The 18150-nt window shown below is 71.1% G+C and carries 19 protein-coding genes; 8 read left to right on the top strand and 11 right to left on the bottom strand.

What is annotated here, in order from left to right; genetic code table 11:
- Positions 1-39: 39 nt before the first annotated feature.
- On the bottom strand, positions 40-951 hold the full coding sequence (locus H7A73_RS12260) for a metal ABC transporter solute-binding protein, Zn/Mn family (protein ID WP_182066208.1): 912 nt from the start codon (positions 949-951) through the stop codon (positions 40-42).
- Between the two features lie 127 nt (positions 952-1078).
- Positions 1079-2347 (bottom strand): PTS transporter subunit EIIC, encoded by a 1269-nt coding sequence (locus tag H7A73_RS12265; RefSeq protein ID WP_182066209.1) that lies wholly within the window; start codon positions 2345-2347, stop codon positions 1079-1081.
- Between the two features lie 178 nt (positions 2348-2525).
- On the opposite strand from H7A73_RS12265, the gene H7A73_RS12270 reads away from it, so the two are divergent.
- Both H7A73_RS12270 and H7A73_RS12275 read left to right on the top strand, forming a co-directional pair.
- Positions 2526-2762, top strand: a complete 237-nt coding sequence (locus H7A73_RS12270) for a PTS transporter subunit EIIB (RefSeq protein ID WP_027464959.1) — start codon at positions 2526-2528, stop codon at positions 2760-2762.
- A complete protein-coding gene (locus tag H7A73_RS12275; protein WP_182066210.1) occupies positions 2759-3211 on the top strand; it encodes a PTS glucose transporter subunit IIA in 453 nt (150 codons plus the stop codon). The genes H7A73_RS12270 and H7A73_RS12275 overlap by 4 nt, the downstream gene beginning before the upstream one ends.
- A 77-nt stretch (positions 3212-3288) precedes the next feature.
- Here H7A73_RS12275 and H7A73_RS12280 read toward each other — a convergent pair whose 3' ends face one another.
- From H7A73_RS12280 to H7A73_RS12305, 6 genes are all read right to left on the bottom strand, one after another.
- The gene (locus H7A73_RS12280) at positions 3289-4023 is read right to left on the bottom strand and encodes a GntR family transcriptional regulator (RefSeq protein ID WP_182066211.1); all 735 of its coding nucleotides are present in this window, start codon (positions 4021-4023) and stop codon (positions 3289-3291) included.
- 125 nt (positions 4024-4148) lie between these two features.
- Complete coding sequence (locus H7A73_RS12285) at positions 4149-4730, bottom strand: GNAT family N-acetyltransferase (RefSeq protein WP_182066212.1); 582 nt, start codon at positions 4728-4730, stop codon at positions 4149-4151.
- A gap of 159 nt (positions 4731-4889) precedes the next feature.
- Positions 4890-6479, bottom strand: a complete 1590-nt coding sequence (locus H7A73_RS12290; RefSeq protein WP_182066213.1) for a dihydrolipoamide acetyltransferase family protein — start codon at positions 6477-6479, stop codon at positions 4890-4892.
- Positions 6480-6536: 57 nt separating this feature from the next.
- Positions 6537-7496 (bottom strand): alpha-ketoacid dehydrogenase subunit beta, encoded by a 960-nt coding sequence (locus H7A73_RS12295; RefSeq protein ID WP_247737432.1) that lies wholly within the window; start codon positions 7494-7496, stop codon positions 6537-6539.
- An 86-nt stretch (positions 7497-7582) separates the two neighbouring features.
- Complete coding sequence (locus H7A73_RS12300) at positions 7583-8719, bottom strand: thiamine pyrophosphate-dependent enzyme (protein ID WP_182066214.1); 1137 nt, start codon at positions 8717-8719, stop codon at positions 7583-7585.
- Between the two features lie 23 nt (positions 8720-8742).
- A complete protein-coding gene (locus H7A73_RS12305; protein ID WP_182066215.1) occupies positions 8743-9822 on the bottom strand; it encodes a histidinol-phosphate transaminase in 1080 nt (359 codons plus the stop codon).
- A 61-nt stretch (positions 9823-9883) separates the two neighbouring features.
- Here H7A73_RS12305 and H7A73_RS12310 point away from each other — a divergent pair, with 61 nt between their 5' ends.
- From H7A73_RS12310 to H7A73_RS12330, 5 genes are all read left to right on the top strand, one after another.
- Positions 9884-10282, top strand: coding sequence for a phage holin family protein (locus H7A73_RS12310; RefSeq protein ID WP_182066216.1), 399 nt, complete (start codon positions 9884-9886; stop codon positions 10280-10282).
- A gap of 48 nt (positions 10283-10330) precedes the next feature.
- Positions 10331-10843 carry a low molecular weight protein-tyrosine-phosphatase gene (locus tag H7A73_RS12315; protein WP_017886476.1) on the top strand — a complete coding sequence of 171 codons (513 nt, stop codon included), beginning with the start codon at positions 10331-10333 and terminating at the stop codon, positions 10841-10843.
- Entirely contained in the window at positions 10840-12225 is a 1386-nt protein-coding gene (gene purB / locus H7A73_RS12320) for an adenylosuccinate lyase (protein WP_182066217.1), read from the top strand. Before H7A73_RS12315 ends, purB begins: the two co-directional genes overlap by 4 nt.
- Before the next feature lie 177 nt (positions 12226-12402).
- Positions 12403-13608 (top strand): hypothetical protein, encoded by a 1206-nt coding sequence (locus H7A73_RS12325; RefSeq protein ID WP_182066218.1) that lies wholly within the window; start codon positions 12403-12405, stop codon positions 13606-13608.
- Between the two features lie 41 nt (positions 13609-13649).
- Complete coding sequence (locus H7A73_RS12330) at positions 13650-14417, top strand: L,D-transpeptidase family protein (protein WP_182066219.1); 768 nt, start codon at positions 13650-13652, stop codon at positions 14415-14417.
- A gap of 116 nt (positions 14418-14533) precedes the next feature.
- Here H7A73_RS12330 and H7A73_RS12335 read toward each other — a convergent pair whose 3' ends face one another.
- Positions 14534-15448 (bottom strand): LysR family transcriptional regulator, encoded by a 915-nt coding sequence (locus tag H7A73_RS12335; protein ID WP_182066220.1) that lies wholly within the window; start codon positions 15446-15448, stop codon positions 14534-14536.
- A gap of 72 nt (positions 15449-15520) precedes the next feature.
- Between H7A73_RS12335 and H7A73_RS12340 the strand changes: the two genes are divergently transcribed.
- A complete protein-coding gene (locus tag H7A73_RS12340; protein ID WP_182066221.1) occupies positions 15521-16531 on the top strand; it encodes an EamA family transporter in 1011 nt (336 codons plus the stop codon).
- Here H7A73_RS12340 and H7A73_RS12345 read toward each other — a convergent pair.
- Both H7A73_RS12345 and H7A73_RS12350 read right to left on the bottom strand, forming a co-directional pair.
- Positions 16500-17477, bottom strand: coding sequence for an epimerase (locus tag H7A73_RS12345; RefSeq protein WP_182066222.1), 978 nt, complete (start codon positions 17475-17477; stop codon positions 16500-16502). The genes H7A73_RS12340 and H7A73_RS12345 overlap by 32 nt on opposite strands.
- Position 17478: 1 nt before the next feature.
- A complete protein-coding gene (locus H7A73_RS12350; protein ID WP_182066223.1) occupies positions 17479-18147 on the bottom strand; it encodes a DUF4166 domain-containing protein in 669 nt (222 codons plus the stop codon).
- Positions 18148-18150 lie beyond the last annotated feature (3 nt).

Below are 18150 nucleotides of genomic sequence, written 5' to 3' on the forward strand. Positions count from 1 at the left end.
TCGCCGGGCCGGGGGTCGCCGCTGGTGCGGTCGAGGTCGTCACTTCTGGAGCGCTGCCTTCACCGCGTCGATGTTCGCCTGCTGCCACGAGACGTAATCCTGCCCCTCGGGGAGCGTCTCCGTGACACCGACGACGGGGATGTCGTTCTGCTCGGCCGCCTTCTGGACCTGTTCGGTCTCGGGGCTCGACGCCTGGTTGTTGTAGGCGAGCAGCTGCACGCGCTTGCCGGTGAACAGCGCGAGGGTGTCGCGGAGGGCCGCCGGCGGGACGTCGTCGCCTTCCTCGATGGCCTCGGAGAAGTCCGGCGGGGTCTCGTTCTCGAGCCCCATCGCGTCGAACAGGTACCCGGGCACCGGCTCGGTGTACGCGACCTTGTCGCCGGAGTCCTGCTTCTTGACGGCGGCGGTCTGGGACTCGAGGTCCTCGAGCTCGGTGGTGAGCGTGGCGGCGTTCTTCTCGAAGGCGTCCTTGCCGCTCTCGTCGAGCGCGCTGAGGTCCTTCGTGACCGCCTCGACCAGCTTCACCATCGTCGGGTAGCTGTAGAAGACGTGCTCGTTGAACTCGGCACTCCCGCCCTCGTCGAGGCCGGAGAGCTTCACGACGTTGATCGTGTCGGCCGTGGTGTCCGAGGCGTTCGCGAGCGTCGTCATGAAGTCGTCGTAGCCGCCACCGTTCTCGATGAGCAGGTCGGCCTTCGACACGGAGAGCTGCGTGCGGGCGCTCGACTCGAACGAGTGCGGGTCCTGCGACGGGTCGCTCAGGATGCTCGTCACGGTGACGGCGTCGCCACCGATGGTCTTGACGATCGAGCCGTAGACGTTCGTGGAGGCGACGACGTTGATCGTGCCGTCACCGCTGGCCTCCCCCGAGGCGGACGAGGTGGCGCACCCGGTCAGGGCGAGCGCGGCGGCTCCGGCGACGAGCGGGAGGGCGAGGAGGCGGTTGTGCATGGCACGACGCTAACGCCTACTGATAACGATTGTCAAAACCGCTATGAGGGCTCTCAGCGCGACCGGGAGACGGACGGGAGGCCCGGTGCCAGCTGGCACCGGGCCTCCCGTTCGGAGACGCTCGCGTCTACGGCTTGGTGGCCGCGTCGATCGTGTTCTCGGCGATCGTGTCCTCTTCACGCCCGGGCGTGCGGAGGTTCCACTTCTTGATCACGAAACTGAACAGGAAGTAGTAGACGACCGCGTAGCCGAGGCCGATCGGGATGAGCCAGATCGCTCCGTCCGCCTTGCCGAAGTTCAGCACGTAGTCGATCGCGCCGGCCGAGAACGAGAACCCGTCGTGGATCCCGAGGGCGTTCACCAGCGCGAGCGAGGTACCCGTGAGCACCGCGTGGATGATGTACAGCGGGAACGCGACGAACATGAACGAGTACTCGAGCGGCTCGGTGATGCCCGTGACGAACGAGGTCAGTGCGGCGGAGATCATGATGCCGCCGACGAGCTTGCGGTTCTGCGGCTTGGCGTTGCGCCAGATCGCCAGGGCACCGGCGGGCAGCGCGAACATCATGATCGGGAAGAAGCCGGTCTGGAAGATGCCGGCGGTCGGATCGCCCGCGAGGAAGCGCGGGATGTCACCGTGCACGAGGTCGCCGGCCGCGTTGGTGAAACTGCCGAGCTGGAACCACGGGAAGAAGTTGAGCAGCTGGTGCAGCCCGATCGGGATGAGCATGCGGTTCGCGAACCCGAAGATGCCGCCGCCGATCACGGCGTTGTCGGCGACCGCGGTGCCGGCTGCCGTCAGCGCGATGTCGAAGTAGCGGTACACGAAGGACATCGCGACGGCGATGACGAGACCAGCAGCAGCGGTGAGGATCGGGACGAGGCGGCGGCCCGAGAAGAACCCGAGGAAGTCGGGCATCTTCGTGCGGTGGAACCTCTCCCACATCACAGCGGAGACGAGCCCCATCACGATGCCGCCGAGCACGCCGTAGTTGATCGTGGCCTGCTCGCCGTTGGCGTTCTTGACCCCCGCCAGGACGACCGGCGACATCACGGCGAACACCTCGTACATGACCATGTAGCCGACGACCGCCGCGAGCGCGGTGGTGCCGTCCGACTTCTTGGCCCACCCGATCGCGATGCCCACCGCGAACAGCAGCGGGAGCCAGGTGAAGATCGCCTGGCCGGCGGCCGAGATGACACCCGCGCCGGTCTCGAAGCCGGGGATCGCGCCGAGGAGGTCCGGCTGGCCGATGCGGTTCAGGATGCCCGCTGCGGGCATGACCGCGATCGGCAGGAGCAGGCTCCGTCCGAGGCGCTGGGCCTGCGCGAACAGCCGTGACTGCTTCTTCGGCTTCTTCTTCTCCGGCACATCCGTGGCAGTGGTGGCGCTCATCGGAGGTCCTCTCGTCATTGGGTGGAGCTGTCGGGGTGAGTTGAGTCGTGCAGCCAGCGCAGGTAACCTCGGCGGTGTCGCCAGGTCCGGTCCTGTCCGGTCATGACCAGTTCCGTAGTCTGATCCGCGAGCGGTCCGGTGTCAACCCGCGACGCAAACCCTTAACGAGGAGGAAACGATGGCCGACATCAAGGCAGCCGACATCATCGCCGCACTCGGCGGTGCCGAGAACATCGAAGAGGTCGAGGGCTGCATCACGCGCCTCCGCGTCGAGGTCGAGGACGGGGACCTGGTCGACAAGGCCGCCCTGCAGGCAGCCGGAGCCCAGGCCGTGATCGGCGGCGGCACCGGCTGGCAGGTCATCGTCGGCACGGTCGCCGACAACCTCGCCCAGGACATCCAGGACGAACTGTGACCGTCGTCCGCACGCCGTTCGGCGGCCCGGTCGTCGCCCTCGCCGACGTGCCCGACCCGGTGTTCGCCGGGCAGCTCGTCGGTGCCGGCGTCGCGGTCGACCCGACGGGCGTCGATGGCGCGGTCACCGCGGTGGCCCCGGTCGACGGCACCATCGTCAAGCTGCACCCCCACGCGTTCGCCCTGCAGGGCGCCGCCGGCACCGACGTCCTGGTGCACGTCGGCATCGACACCGTGAAGCTGTCGGGCGAAGGCTTCGAGCTCCTCGCGACCGAGGGCGACACCGTCACCGCCGGTGACCCCGTCGTCCGGTTCACCCCCTCGGTGATCTCGGCCGCCGGGTACTCGCCGATCTGCCCGGTCGTCGTGCTCGGCTCGACGCCGGACAGCGTCGACCAGGGGACGGTCGGCACCACGGTGCTCGACGGCGACATCCTCTTCGAGGTCTGAGGCCACTTCCCCCTTCGAGAGCGACCGCGTGCTGCAGAACAACCGCAGGACACGGTCGCTTTCGCGTTGCTCGGCGGCTACGCGACCGCGGGGGTCGCGGTGACCTCCATCTGCACGCGGTAGCGGTCCGAGCGGTACCAGCTGCGGGTGTGCTCCACGGGTCGTTCCCCGGCGTACGACACCCGGTCGAACTCGAGCACCGGCGCGCCGGTCTTCGTCCCGAGCAACGTCGCGACGTCGTCGGCCGCCGGGTTCGCCGCGACGGTCTGCTGCGCGCGGTCGATCGGGGTGCCGTACTCCGTGGCGATGATCGAGTACACCGACCCGGACAGGTCGTGGTCGAGCAGGCCCGGGAACGCATCGGCCACGAGCCAGGCGTCGTCGATCGACACCGGGGCACCGTCGGCCATCCGCAGGCGCTTCACGTGGAAGGCCGGCACGTCCGGCTCGATGCGCAGGGCCGCGGCGGTGTCGGCCGGCGGCACGCGTTCCTCGCGCACGAGCACCACGGTGGTCGGCTCGTGTCCCATCGCCCGCATCTCCTCGGTGAACGAGGCGAGGTGCAGCGTCGACTGCACGGGCCGGTGTGCCACGAAGGTGCCCTTGCCGCGGACGCGCTCCAGGTAGCCCTCGTTGACCAGCTGCCCGAGGGCTTCACGCACGGTGATCCGCGAGACGCCGTACTCGGCGATGAGCTGACGTTCGGACGGGATCGCGACACCGGGAGCCAGGCGCGTGGTGACGAGGTCGAGCAGGATGCGCCGCAACTGCTGGTGCTTCGGTTCGGCACCCTCGGTGATGCGGCTCGTCATGCGTCCCTCGTGCTCCGTTGCTGGTCCTGGGCGGTGGTCATGCGCGGACATGACCAGTTCCCATCACAGTAGCGAGTCAGGCCGGGAAGACCAACGTGCGCGGTGACGAAGGGCGGAGACGGTGCTCAGGCGTTGGCGACGAGCCAGGCGAACTGCTCGTCGGAGAGCAGCCGATCGGTCCAGACCTGCCCGTCGACGCCGGCGGCCGCACGGTTCTGCGCGGCCGGAGCCCCCTGCCACACCAGTGACAGCCTGGCACGACGCAGCACGGCTGCAGAAGCAGGGTTGTTCGTGAGCACCCGGCCGGTCACCGGGACGTCAGGAGCAGTGTCGGCGGCGGCACGGACGGCAGCCAGGGCGATCTCGGACGCGAAGCCCTGCCCCCATGCCGCGGGCGCCAGGCGGTAGCCGAGGTTCCAGACCCCACCGGCGGTCATGTCGACCCCACCGACACCGACGAAGGCGTGGTCGGAGGCGCTGCGGACCGCCCAGGACCCGAGGCCGTGGCGCGCACGACCGCCGATCTTGCGCTGCACCATGTCCACGCTCGAGCTCCGCGCCACGTGCCGACCCGTGGGCAGGTGCTGCCACGTGCGGGCGTCCGCGAAGAGCGCATGCACGTCGTCGATGTCGGCCGGGGTCAGCGGGGCGAGCAGGAGGCGATCCGTTCGGATCTCCTGCGAGGGGGTCAGGAGCTGGTGGACCATGCACCGATCATGCCGCCGACCCCCGACATCCGTGTGAACACCACGCGACGTTTGCGGAAGCCCGCAGATGGTGAGCAGGAATGGTCGAGTCGCTCGGAGCAACTCGACCATTTCCGCTCACGAAGCAGAACGACCGCCGAGACAGCCCCTGACCGGCGCTCAGTCGAGCAGGAGCGCGGGCTCCTCGAGCACCGAGGCGACGTCGTGCACGAAGCGGGACGCCACGTCACCGTCGACGACCCGGTGGTCGAACGAGGCACCGATGGTGGTCACCATGCGCGACCGGACCTCGCCGTCGACGACCCACGGCTTCGGCTTGATCGTGCCCATGGCGACGATCGCGACCTCGCCCGGGTTGAGGATCGGGGTCCCGGTGTCCATGCCGAACACACCGATGTTCGTGATCGACACCGTGCCGTTCGCCATCTGCTTCGGCGTGGTCTTGCCGTCGCGGGCGGTCAGGGTGAGCTCCTCGAGGGCCTGCGCCAGCTCGAGCAGCGACATGTCCTGCGCGTCCTTGATGTTCGGCACGATGAGCCCGCGCGGGGTCGCCGCGGCGATGCCGAGGTTCACGAAGTGGTGGACGATGATCTCGCGGTCGGTCCAGGTCGAGTTCACCGAGCGGTTGCGGCGGACGGCCCAGATGACGGCCTTCGCGACGATCAGCAGCGGTGAGACCTTGACGCCGGCGAACGTCGGCGAGGCCTTGAGCCGCTTGACGAACTCCATCGTGTGGGTCGCGTCGACGTCGACGAACAGCGACACGTGGGGTGCCGTGAACGCGGACGTCGTCATCGCCGTCGCGATGGCCTTGCGGACGCCCTTGACCGGGATCGTCTCGCTGCGGACCTCGCCCCACTCGGGCGTCTCGATGTTCCGGAAGACGCTGGCCTGCTTCGCGTGCCGGATGACGTCGTCGCGGGTGACCTCGCCGGCCAGACCGGTCGCGACGATCTCGGTCAGTTCGACGCCGAGGTCCTTCGCGAGCTTCCGGATCGGCGGCTTCGCCAGCACGTTGGTCGCGGCGCTCTGCTTGCGACCGGACCCCGAGCCGAGCGCGGAGATCGCCTCGGCGGTGCTTTCCTCACCCGGGTCGACGGATGCTTCGGCCGCCGCGGCGGTGTCCACACTGGAGGCGCGACTCGCCTCGGCCGCGAGCGCTGCGGCCCGGCGGGCGCCCGGCTTGCGACGGGAGGGCGACGAGGTCGCCGAGCCGTAGCCGACGAGGACGGCGCCGGAGGACTCGTCGGTGCCCTGGACGGAGGCGTCGACGGCGACCGGCTGGACCGGCGCCGCAGCCGGGGCAGGCGCGACCGGAGCGGGGGCAGCAGCGCGCGCCGGAGCGGGCGGGGTCTGCGCGACCGGCGCCGACGGCGCTGCGGGTGCTGGCGGGGTGGCCGCGACCACCGGCGAGACGGGTGCGGTCTCGGCGACGGGCGCCGCGCCTCCAGGCTGCTCGACAGGCTGTCCCGCAGGCGGCGTAAGAGCCGCACCGGACGCGACCGAGGCGTCCGAGTCGACGCGGATGATCGGCTTGCCGACCTCGACCGTGTCACCCTCGGACACGAGCAGACCCGTGACGGTGCCGGCGAACGGCGAGGGCAGCTCGACGAGCGACTTCGCGGTCTCGATCTCGACGAGCACCTGGTCGACAGCGATCTCGTCCCCGATCGCGACGCGCCACTGCACGATCTCGGCCTCGGTGAGACCTTCACCCACGTCGGGCAGGGGGAATTCGGCGGCGGCCACTACGGCTCCTTCGTGGATCTGGTCGAGCTCGGTCGGACGGGTCCTCGGTCGGACGGGTCAGTAGGCGAGGGCGCGGTCGACGGCCTCGAGGATGCGGTCGGCGTCCGGCAGGTGCAGGTGCTCCAACTTCGAGACCGGGAACGGCACGTCGAACCCGGACACCCGCAGCGGCGGCGCCTGCATCGTGTAGAACGCCTTCTCGGCGACCGTGGCGGCGATCTCGCTGCCGACGCTGACGAAGCCGGAGGCCTCCTGCGCGATGACCAGGCGACCGGTCTTGCGGACCGAGGTGAGGATCGGCTCCCAGTCGATGGGCGAGATCGAGCGGAGGTCGATGACCTCGCAGCTCGTGCCCTCGGACTCGGCGAGCTCGGCGGCCTGCATCAGGGTGGCGACCATCGCGCCGTGCCCGACCAGGGTGACCTCGGTGCCGGTGCGGGCGACGCGGGTCGTGTGCATCGGGACGTGGCCGTCGACGAGGTCCACCTGGCCCTTGGGCCAGTAGCGGGACTTCGGCTCGAGGAAGATCACCGGGTCCTTCGACGCGATGGCTTCCTGGATCATCCAGTAGGCGTCGTTCGGGGTGCTCGGGCTGACGACCCGCAGGCCCGGGGTGTGCGCGAAGTACGCCTCGGGGGATTCCTGGTGGTGCTCCACGGCGCCGATGTGGCCACCGTAGGGGATGCGGATCACGACGGGCAGCGACATGTGCGCCGGCAGCCGGTTCGCCATCTTGGCGAGCTGCGAGGTGATCTGGTCGAAGCCGGGCCACACGAAGCCGTCGAACTGGATCTCGACGACCGGGCGGTAGCCGCGCAGCGCGAGGCCGATCGCGGTGCCGATGATGCCGGCCTCGGCGAGCGGGGTGTCCCGCACGCGCTCGGCGCCGAAGCGGTCCTGCAGGCCCTCGGTGATGCGGAACACGCCGCCCAGCTGGCCGATGTCCTCGCCCATCAGCAGGACCTTGTCGTCCGCTTCCATGGCCGCGGCGAGTCCGGCGTTGAGGGCCTTGGCCATCGGCAGGGTCGGGGTGGGGTCGCTCGGGACCTCGCCGGCACCCGGGTGGGAGCGCAGGGTGTAGTCGAAGAGCTGCTCGGTGGTGCTCATGCGTGGGCGCCCCCTTCGAAGCCGGCCTCGTACTGGGTGAGCCAGGCCTTCTGCTCGGCGATCCGCGGGTGCGGTTCGCGGTACACGTTGTCGAACATCACGTCGACGGACGGTGCGGTCAGGGCGACCGTGCGGCGACGGACGTCGGCGGCGATGTCCTCGCCCTCTTCGTCGAACGCGGCGAACTGCTCGTCCGTGGCGCCCTTCGAGCGCAGGTACGCCTCGGATCGGACGATCGGGTCGCGCAGGACCCACTCCTCGAGCTCGCCGTCGGCACGGTACCGGCTCGGGTCGTCGGAGCTGGTGTGCGCACCGATGCGGTAGGTGTCGGCCTCGATGAAGGCCGGCCCCTGGCCGCTGCGCGCGTGCTCGGTCGCGACGACGGAGGCGGTGTAGGACGCGAGGATGTCGTTGCCGTCGATCAGGACGCTCGGGATCCCGAAGCCGCGCGGGCGGTCGACGAGCGGCGTGGGGGACTGCACCGACACCGGCACCGAGATCGCCCAGTGGTTGTTCTGCAGGAAGAAGACGACCGGTGCCCCGGTGGACGCCGAGAACACGTACGCCTCGTTCACGTCGCCCTGGCTCGTCGCACCGTCGCCGAAGTAGACGATGGAGCAGGCGTCGCGGTCCGGGTCGCCCGTGCCGACGTCGCCGTCGAGCTTCTGGCCGAGCGCGTACCCGGTGGCGTGCAGGGTCTGCGAGCCGATCACCAGGGTGGAGATGTGCGTGTTGCCGCGCTGGTCCGGGTCCCACCCGCCGTGGGTCTGCCCGCGGTACATCGCGATGATCTCCATCGGCTCGACGCCGCGGTGCATGGTGACGGCGTGCTCACGGTAGGACGGGAACACGTGGTCCTGGGCGCGCAGGGCGAAGGCCGAGCCGGTCTGTGCCGCCTCTTGCCCGTGGCTGGGCACCCACAGGCCGAGCTGGCCGGTGCGCTGGAGGTTGTGGCCGGCGTGGTCGAACCGACGGGTGAGCACCATGCGGCGGTGCATCGCCAGCAGGGTCTCGTCCGGGATCGCCCGCGCGGCGGCGGCGAACTCGGCGTTCTCGTCGGTCTCCACGAACCGACCCTGGGGGTCGAGGAGCCGGACGGTGGTCGTCGCGGGAGCCGCGGCGCGGAATGACATGCCGGTCAGCGTAGCGCCAGGCACTAGTCGGCCACCTGGAGGTCCCCCACAAGTGAGCGGGCTGTTTGGAGGAGCGTTTCCACAGCTTCGTGCTCGCCGATCGAGATGCGGATGCCCTCTGGCGGGAAGGCCCGGACGATGATGCCGGCGTCCTCGAACGCCGCCGCCGCGGCGACGGTCCGCTCGCCCGTCGGCAGCCAGAGGAAGTTGCCCTGCGCGTCGGGGACGTCCCAGCCCTGGGCCCGGAGCTCGAGCACGATCCGGTCGCGCAGGGTCGCGATCTCGGTCACGCGTTCGAGCAGTTCGTCCTCGCGTTCCAGGCTGGCGAGCGCCGCCGCCTGTCCCTGCGCGGTCACGGACAGTGGGATCGCGCAGGCACGGACGGCGTCGAGCACGTAGTCCGGACCGAGCGCGTAGCCGATCCGGAGGCCGGCGAGTCCGTACGCCTTCGAGAAGGTGCGGAGGACCACGAGGTTCGGGTGCGCGGCGAGCAGCGGGTGGCCGTGCACGGCGGCCTCGTCGGTGACGAACTCCGCGTATGCCTCGTCGAGCACGACCAGCACCGACTGCGGCACCGCGGCCATGAACGCGTCGAACTCCGCAGCGGTCACGGTCGGCCCCGTCGGGTTGTTCGGCGAGCAGACGAGCACCATGCGGGTGCGCTCGGTGACGGCGGCGGCCATGACGTCGAGGTCGTGCCCGCCGTCCGCGCGGTTCGGCACCTGCACGCTCGTGGCGCCGGCGACCGTGACGACCCCGGGGTACGCCTCGAACGAGCGCCACGCGTAGACGATCTCGTCGCCCGGACCCGAGGTCGCGCGGGCGAGCTCGTGCAGGATCGCGACACTGCCCGGGGCGACGTGCACCTGCTCGGCGGACAGTCCGAAGCGGTTGGCCAGCACGGCGCGCAGGGCCAGGGCGGTGGCGTCGGGGTACCGGTTGTACGAGGTCTGGGCCTGCACGGCCTCGACGACCCCGGGGAGCGGCGGGAACGGGTTCTCGTTGCTCGAGAGCTTGAAGGCGGAGTCGGACGCCTGTCGCCCCTGCTTGTACGCGGGGAGGACGGCCACCTCGGGCCGGATGTGCACACGCTGCTCGCTCACGGGTCCAGGCTACCGGCAGGCCCACGGCACCCACGAGGGGAAGCGAGGGCATCATGGGCGCATGCGATTCCTCGTCCGCCTCGTCGTCAACGCCCTCGCGCTCTGGCTCACCACGCTCATCGTCAGCGGCGTCTCCGTGACGCCGTTCGGTGACGGCGGGACCACTGCGACCGTCCTCACCTTCCTGCTCGTGGCGTTCGTGTTCGGGCTCGTGAACGCGGTGATCGGCACGCTCATCCGGATCGTGGCGTTCCCGATCTACATCCTCACGCTCGGGCTCATCTCGTTCGTCGTGAACGCCGTCCTGCTGCTCATCGTCGCGGGCATCTCCGAGGCGTTCGGCTTCGGGCTCGAGGTCGACTCCTTCGGCTGGGGCATCGTCGGCGCCTTCGTGCTCGCGGTCTTCGCCTGGCTGATCGGGCTCTTCGCCCGCCCGGTGCTCAACCGCCAGCGGGCGTGACCCCGGCGGACCTCGCGGAGGACCGGCGCCCTGCGTCATGATGTGCTCATGACCCAGGACGTCGACGCCCCGTTCCGCGTCTCGTTCGTCTGCAGCGGCAACATCTGCCGCTCCCCCATGGCCGGTGTCGTGTTCGCGCAGATCGCCGCGGACGCCGGTCTGGCCGACCGGTTCCAGGTGGAGTCGGCCGGCACGGGCGACTGGCACGTCGGCGAACCCGCCGACGAACGCACGATCGCAGCCCTGGCGGCGCGCGGATACGATGGCAGCAGGCATCGCGCCCGTCAGTTCGACCCGGACCGGTTCCCGGACCTCGACCTGGTGGTCGCACTCGACCGCTCCCACGAGCGCATCCTGCGTTCGTGGGCCCCGACCATGGACGACTCCGCCAAGGTGACGCTCCTGTTGCGGTACGACGCCGCCTGGCCCCAGCAGGCCGACGTGCCGGACCCGTACTACGCGGACCGGCACGAGTTCGACCGAGTGCTCTCGACCGTCGAACGGGCCTGCCGGGCGCTCTTCCACCAGCTCGAGCCGGCAGTCCGTCAGGGAGCCCCATGACCCCCCTTCCCCCGCAGCCGATCAGCCCGCTCGACGGGCGCTACTACCCGATCGTGCACACGGTGGGCGAGCACCTCTCCGAGGCCGGCCTCAACCGCGCGCGCATCGTGGTCGAGGTGGAGTGGCTCATCTTCCTGACCGACCACGCCATGTTCACCACCTCGCCGCTCAGCGTCGACGACAAGGCAGCACTGCGCGCGATCGCCTCGACCTTCGGCCAGGACCAGATCGCGGAGCTCGCCGAGATCGAGGCGACGACCCGTCACGACGTCAAGGCCGTCGAGTACTTCGTGCGCCGCCGCCTGTCCGAGCTCGGCCTCGACGCGATCGCCGAGCTCACCCACTTCGCCGCCACCAGCGAAGACGTCAACAACCTGTCCTACGCCCTCACCGTGCGGGACACCGTCGACCAGGTCTGGCTCCCCGGCTTCCGTGCCGTGCTCGAGAAGCTCCGGACGCTCGCCGTCGAGCGGAAGAGCGTGCCGATGCTCTCGCACACCCACGGGCAGCCGGCCACCCCGACGACGCTCGGCAAGGAGCTCGCGGTCGTCGTGTACCGGCTCGAGCGCGTGCTCGCCCAGATCGAGGGCGGCGAGTACCTCGGCAAGTTCTCCGGCGCGACCGGCACGTTCTCGGCACACCTCGCCGCGGACCCCGAGGCCGACTGGCCCGCGCTGTCCCGCGAGTTCGTCGAGGGCCTCGGCCTGACGTGGAACCCGCTCACCACGCAGATCGAGTCGCACGACTGGCAGGCCGAGCTCTACGACCGGGTGCGTCACGCCAACCGGATCCTGCACAACCTGGCCACCGACGTGTGGACCTACATCTCGATGGGGTACTTCACGCAGATCCCCGTCGCGGGTGCCACCGGGTCGTCGACGATGCCGCACAAGATCAACCCGATCAAGTTCGAGAACGCCGAGGCGAACCTCGAGATCTCGTCGGCGCTCTTCTCGACGCTGTCCGAGACCCTCGTGACGAGCCGCCTGCAGCGCGACCTGACCGACTCCACCACGCAGCGGAACATCGGCGTCGCGTTCGGGCACTCGCTGCTCGCGCTCGACAACCTGCGCCGCGGGCTGGGCGAGATCGCCGTGAACGAGGCCAAGCTCGCCGACGACCTCGACCACAACTGGGAGGTCCTCGCCGAGGCGATCCAGACGGTCATCCGCGCCGAGGTCACCGCCGGGCAGTCGAACATCGAGGACCCCTACGCGATGCTCAAGGAGCTCACGCGGGGCAAGCGGGTGAGCCAGCAGGACCTCATCGTGTTCGTGAACCGTCTGGACATCTCCGACGGCGCGAAGGCCCGGCTGACCAACCTGACGCCCGCGACGTACACCGGCCTGGCGGACGAGCTGGTCGACCACCTCGACGTCTGAGCACGACGGGCACGACGGACCGGCGGCCGGAAGTCGTCGGTCCGTCATCGGGTCCGCGTCCCTGGGGGGGTGCGGATTCCTGAGCAGTTCGATAGGTTCGTGGTGCTGAGTACATCTCAGCACGGGGGGCGTCGCAGTGGATGCACCCTGTCCACCGACCGGATGGATCTCCACACCGTGCTTCGTTCTCGCATCACCGCGGCCGCCGTCGGCGCCACCGTGCTCGGCGTCTCCGCCGCCCTCGTCCCGACGGTCTCGACCGCCCTCGTGACGAACACCGCTGCTTCGGCCATCGTCACCTGGACCGATTCGGCCGACGACTTCACCGCCGCGCCGACCGGCACGTTCCCGCTGACCGACCAGTGGTACTGGGCGTCCGTGACCGACCTGGACGGCGGCGGTTCGATCACCGACCACGCCACGCTCGACGAGGACGGGTTGTCCGTCTCCGAGGGCGAGGCCGTCGGCCTGGTCCGCGGCCTCAACACCCCCGTGCCCGCGAGCAGCGTCCCCGCCCTCGCAGCCGGCATCAGCATGACGACCACCGGGGCGACGAGCTTCGGTCTCGCGGTCCAGGAGGGCGGCGACACCAGCGCGCAGACCGTGGTCTTCGCCACGGACGCACCTGAGACCGGTGACGGCGTCGGCGTCGTCGACGGCACCAGCAACTGGATCGACCCCGCGACCGGCGAGGTCGAGTCGACGACGGAGCTCACCGCCGACCTCGAGGCCGCCGACGCGCAGGTCGTCGGGTACGTCGTCTACGTCGGCATCGACGTCGCCGCCGACACCACGGCGCCGCCGACGACCGAGCCGACCGAGACGCCCGCTCCGACCGACGGGCCCACCCCGGCCCCGACCGTCGACGGCACCCCGGCACCGAGCGCGCTGCCCAGCAGCGAGCTGCAGAGCCTCGCCGCCCCGCTCGAGGCGAACGGCCAGGCCCTCGCCGCCGACGCCAGCGGTTCGATCTCCGCGCTGCGCATCGACGACACCACGACGTACTTCACGCCGCAGCCCACCGCGACCGCCGACGCGCCCACATCCGTGCGCGTTTCGCAGACCCTCACCGGATTCCAGGTGATCGGTGCGGGCTTCGCCCCGAACGAGTCCGTCGACGCGACCGTCACGCAGGGCGGCGAGACCTACTCGATCCGCACCAACGCTTCGGTGGCGGACGATGAGGGCGACGTCGTCGTCGTGGTGGTCCTGCCCGAGGGTGCCGTGAGCGCCGGCGCGTACACCGCCACGCTCGAAGGCCGGTCGTCGAGCCAGACCGCTTCGGCCGACGGCTCCTTCATCGCCGACCCGGCCGCTGCCGGTGACCCGGGCACGGCACCGGTCGCCGTCCCGGTGCCCGGAACGGCGAACTTCACGGGCTGATCTTGCCGATCCTCCCGACCGAGCCACGGCGGCGTGCGACTGTGATCGCCGCCGCCGTGGCCGTCGTCTGTGCGGGGGCCGTCGCGTTCGTCGCGCTCGGTCCCCTGTCAGCCGCGCCCGCACCGACACCGACCCGGTCCGTCGCGGTACCGACGCCGGCCCCGACGACGACGCCGGAGCCGACCCGGTCGGCAGCGCCCGTCGACGCGGTCGACGCTCCGGCCAGCACCACGGTCGCCGCCGTCACCGGCGCGTCCGTCCCGGTCAGCGCGAGCGCGGGCGGCACGGCGACGCAGACCCTCGTGAACCCGCAGGCGTCCGGTGCCCCGCTCGTCTTCCGGGTCGTCGACCAGCAGGACGGTTGGGCCGAGGTACAGCTCGCACAGCGCCCGAACGGCAGCACGGGCTGGGTGCCGACCAGTGCCGTCACCCTGTCCGAGGACCCGTACGCGGTCGTCGTCACCCGCTCGACGAAGACCCTCGACCTGTACAAGGCCGGCAAGGTCGTCGACAGGTACCCCGTCGCCACCGGCACCGGCGGCACCCCGACGCCGACGGGCCGGTACGCCCTGACCGAACTGCTCGCGCCGACCAACGAGGGCTACGGCCCCTACGCGTACGGCACGACCGCGTTCTCGGACGTGCTCAACTCGTTCGGCGGTGGCCCCGGGCAGATCGGCCTGCACGGCACGGACGACACGTCGAGCATCGGCACCGCCGCCTCGCACGGCTGCATCCGCATGCACAACGACGACATCACGGCCCTCGCGGAGCTCCTGCCGCTCGGCACGCCGTTCCAGGTGCGCTGACGTTCCAGGGGCGCTGACGTTCCAGGTGCGCTGACGTTCCAGGTGCGCTGACGTTCCAGGTGCGCTGACGCGCGGCCTGGAGGCACGGCGTGCGCCCGGCAGTGGGCGCCACCGTCTCAGGTGGTGACGTCCAGGGCCACGGCGACCAGCGCCTCCAGGACGGTGCGCACCACGGGACGGACGGCACGGTCGGGGCGGACCAGTGCCTCGATGCGGCGTCCGGCACGGACGTCGGCGAGCTCCGCCAGGTGGAAGCGCCCGGCGGCCCGTGTCCCCGACGTGTACCGCGGGACGAGTGCGATGCCGTGACCGGCCGCAACCAGGTTCTCGATCACCGGCAGGTGGATCGTGCGGAACGCGACGCTCGGCGGGGTGTCCGTCGCCGCGGCCATCGCGTGCAGCACCCGGTCGATCGGGTACCCCTCCGGCACGCCGATCCACCGTTCCCCGACGACCTCGTCGATGCCCACGCGTGCGCGGCCTGCCAGGGCGTGCCCGGGCGGCAGGGCGACGTCGAGGGGTTCGCGGAGCAGCGGCACGGTGTCGACCGATCCCTGGTCCGCCGGGCGGACGCCGTCCGACCGGTGCCCGACGACCACGTCGTGGTCGGCCGCGAGCGGTGCGAACTCCCCTTCGCCGACGTCCACGTCGACCAGGGTCAGCGCGATGCCCGGGTGCGCCTGCATCCGGGTGAGCACGCCGGGCAGCAGCAGTTCCGCCGCGGACGGGAAGATCGCCAGGGACACCGGTCCGGTCGTGCCGCCGAGGTGTTCCTGCCAGGCGGCGTCCACCCGCGCGATCGCGGTCGCGACCCCGGACGCCAGCCCCGCGAGCACGTCGCCGTGCGGGGTCAACCGGACGCCGCGCCCGACGCGTTCGACCAGCGGGACGCCGACCTGCCGCTGCAGCGTCTGCAGCTGCTGGGAGACGGCGCTCGGCGTGCGGTGGGTGGCCTCGGCGACCGCCGTGACGCTGCCGCGCTCGGCGAGCTCCCGCAGGACCGCCAGCAGCTGCACGTCGAAGTCGACCATGCAGGGACCCTACATCGTGGATCGTGAAGGTTTCGATGGACCTACAACGTCGAGCCCAGGACGATGGGGAGCATGACCACTCGAGACCGCCTCCTCGCCGTCGTCGTCGCCGTGGTCTGGGGACTGAACTTCCCCGCGACGGCGCTCGCGCTCGAGCACTTCCCCCCGTTCCTGCTCGCAGCGCTGCGGTTCACGATCCTGGCGGTCCCGACGCTGCTGTTCGTGCCGCGACCGCGGATCCCGTTCGGGCGACTGCTGCTCGTCGGCCTCGGGCTCGGTGTGCTGCAGTTCTCGTTCCTGTACCTCAGCATTGCGTCCGGGATGCCGTCGGGATTGGCCTCGCTCGTGCTGCAGGCCTCCGCGCCGTTCACGGTGGTGCTGGCCGGGGTGTTCCTGCGCGAGCGGCTGACCGGCCGGCAGGTCGTCGGGGTCACCGTCGCCGTGGCCGCCCTGGGCGCGATCGCCCTGCACCGGTCGCAGACCGCCGCGCTGCTGCCCGTCGTGCTCGCGCTGTGCGGTGCGCTCGGGTGGGCGATCGGCAACGTCGCGACCCGACGGGCGGGGGCCGCGAACCCGCTGCACCTGACCCTGTGGTGGTCGGTCGTGCCACCCGTGCCGATGGCCGTGCTGTCGCTCGTGGTCGAGGGCCCGGACCGCATCGGGACCGCGCTCGGCTCCGCGTTCACTGCGGCGGCGCTGCCGGCCGACCTCGGCCTGCTCTACATCGTGATCGTCGCGACCCTGGTGGGCTACGGCATCTGGTCGCGACTGCTGGCGACCTACCCCTCGAGCACGGTCGCGCCGTTCTCGATGCTCGTGCCCGTGGTCGGGGTGCTCGCGTCGTGGGCGGCCTTCGGCGAGGTGCCCGACCTGGTCGAGGTGCTCGCCGGCGCCGTCGTCGTGGCCGCCGTGCTGTGGTCGTCACGTCCGGCGCGGGACCGCGGGCCGCGGCCGGCCACCGCGGCCGCCGCCGCAGTCGTGTCGCCGAGGTCGCACGACGTGCCGCCCGGACCGATCGCGAGCGGCAGTCCGCGCGATCTCGACCCGGCACTCAGCCCCGGTGCTGGCGACGCTCCGCGATGATCCCGGCGAGCGCCCCACGCAGGTGCGGGTACCGGAACTCGTAGCCCGCCTGGGTCAACCGGGTCGGCACCACCCACCGGCTCTTCAGCACGAGTTCGGTCTCGGTGCGGATCGCGAACGACCCGAGTTCGAGCATCCACCGCCAGGTCGGCACCCCGAACCGGCGTCCGACGGCGTCGCGGATGGTCGCCATCACGGTGCGGTTGTCGGACGGGTTCGGGCTCGAGACGTTCACCGGCCCCTCGATCTCCGGGTGGTCGCGGAGGAACCGGATCGACCCGAGGACGTCGGCGATGTGCACCCAGCTGAAGCGCTGCCGACCGTGGGTGGGCCGGTGGTGGTGGTACGTGCCGGCGCGGAGCCGGGAGCGCGTCGGCACCCACGGGCCGTCGTACTGCGGCCCGCCGAGGCCGGCCTGCGCGAGCCGCAGGAGCGGCAGCAGCGCGCTGCCGTCGCCGAACACGATCGCCATCCGGAGCGCCACACGGCGGGTGCCGGGCAGGTCGGCGCCGAAGAAGGCGTCCTCCCACGCACGGGCCACGGAGACCGAGAACCCCTCGCCGATCTCCCCCGTCGTCTCGTCCTGCGGGCGGTCGTCGGCGTGCCGGTAGATCGTCGCGGTCGAGGCGTTCATCCACAGCGGCGTCGGGCGCTCGGACGTGCGGATGGCCTCGGCGAGCTCGAGCGTGGTGTCCACGCGTGAGCGCATGATCTCGGCGCGGTTGCGTCGGCCGTAGCGGCAGTTGACGCTCTTGCCCGCCATGTTCACGACCATGGCGGCGCCGTCCACGAGTTCCCGGATGCGCATGGTGTTGCCCCACACGGCGTCGCCGGTCCGGCCGATGGTGACGACCCGGTACCCCTCTTGCGTGAAGGCGTCCCGCAGGTACCGCCCCACGAAGCCGCTCGCTCCCGCGATCACGACGCGGCCCTTCTGGTCGCTCATCTCATCCCCGTTCTGTGTCCGGCGCGATCTCGTACCGGAACGCCCCCTCGTACCGGTACAGCGTGCCGAGCACCGGCGCCGCGAGCACCAGGGACACGCGCTGCACGTCCGCTTCGTCATCGAATCGTTCCACGAGCGTCACACGCGGGCTCAGGGCGGCCGGGAGGCGCAGATCACGTCCCAGCACCCGGAACGTCACATGCGTGGAGGCCAGGCGCAGGGCGCCCGCGTCGGGACCGTCCGCGTCGACCTGCGCCCGGAGCCGGGCGCTGACGCGCCCGTGGCGACCCAGGTGGTCGACCAGGCCGTCGGGTTCGGCGGTGATGGCGTCCACCATCGTCCGGGCCCCGGAACGGAAGTGGAAGGTGCGGTGCGCGCGGACGGCGGGGCGGGCCTCCAGGCCGGCACCGGATCCACGACGGACGCGAGCCGCGCGGTTCTCGACCGTGAAGGGGACATCCCGCTCCCAGACCGGGAACACGACGGAATCGCGGGCGAACACCGCGAGCACCGGCCAGAGCCACCGACGCGGCGTGCCGACGACGTCGAAGACGCCCTCGCCGCGGCCGACGTGACCGGCCGGGACGGGGCCGAAGTACGTGCGGAGCCGGGGGTGCAGCCGGGCCAGCACCTCGGGTGGTGCGGACAGCTCGTAGGGCGACCGGCTCACGGT

This window comes from Curtobacterium sp. ME12 (assembly GCF_903970855.1).
In the GTDB taxonomy this organism is placed as follows: Bacteria; Actinomycetota; Actinomycetes; order Actinomycetales; family Microbacteriaceae; genus Curtobacterium; species Curtobacterium poinsettiae_A.

Excerpts from the sequence above, each read along its gene's own strand:
- H7A73_RS12260 (WP_182066208.1), bottom strand. The coding sequence starts at position 951 with ATGCACAACCGCCTCCTCGCCCTCCCGCTCGTCGCCGGAGCCGCCGCG.
- H7A73_RS12265 (WP_182066209.1), bottom strand. The coding sequence starts at position 2,347 with ATGAGCGCCACCACTGCCACGGATGTGCCGGAGAAGAAGAAGCCGAAG.
- H7A73_RS12270 (WP_027464959.1), top strand. The coding sequence starts at position 2,526 with ATGGCCGACATCAAGGCAGCCGACATCATCGCCGCACTCGGCGGTGCC.
- H7A73_RS12280 (WP_182066211.1), bottom strand. The coding sequence starts at position 4,023 with ATGACGAGCCGCATCACCGAGGGTGCCGAACCGAAGCACCAGCAGTTG.
- H7A73_RS12285 (WP_182066212.1), bottom strand. The coding sequence starts at position 4,730 with ATGGTCCACCAGCTCCTGACCCCCTCGCAGGAGATCCGAACGGATCGC.
- H7A73_RS12295 (WP_247737432.1), bottom strand. The coding sequence starts at position 7,496 with ATGGCCAAGGCCCTCAACGCCGGACTCGCCGCGGCCATGGAAGCGGAC.
- H7A73_RS12300 (WP_182066214.1), bottom strand. The coding sequence starts at position 8,719 with ATGTCATTCCGCGCCGCGGCTCCCGCGACGACCACCGTCCGGCTCCTC.
- H7A73_RS12310 (WP_182066216.1), top strand. The coding sequence starts at position 9,884 with ATGCGATTCCTCGTCCGCCTCGTCGTCAACGCCCTCGCGCTCTGGCTC.
- H7A73_RS12315 (WP_017886476.1), top strand. The coding sequence starts at position 10,331 with ATGACCCAGGACGTCGACGCCCCGTTCCGCGTCTCGTTCGTCTGCAGC.
- purB (WP_182066217.1), top strand. The coding sequence starts at position 10,840 with ATGACCCCCCTTCCCCCGCAGCCGATCAGCCCGCTCGACGGGCGCTAC.
- H7A73_RS12335 (WP_182066220.1), bottom strand. The coding sequence starts at position 15,448 with ATGGTCGACTTCGACGTGCAGCTGCTGGCGGTCCTGCGGGAGCTCGCC.
- H7A73_RS12340 (WP_182066221.1), top strand. The coding sequence starts at position 15,521 with ATGACCACTCGAGACCGCCTCCTCGCCGTCGTCGTCGCCGTGGTCTGG.
- H7A73_RS12345 (WP_182066222.1), bottom strand. The coding sequence starts at position 17,477 with ATGAGCGACCAGAAGGGCCGCGTCGTGATCGCGGGAGCGAGCGGCTTC.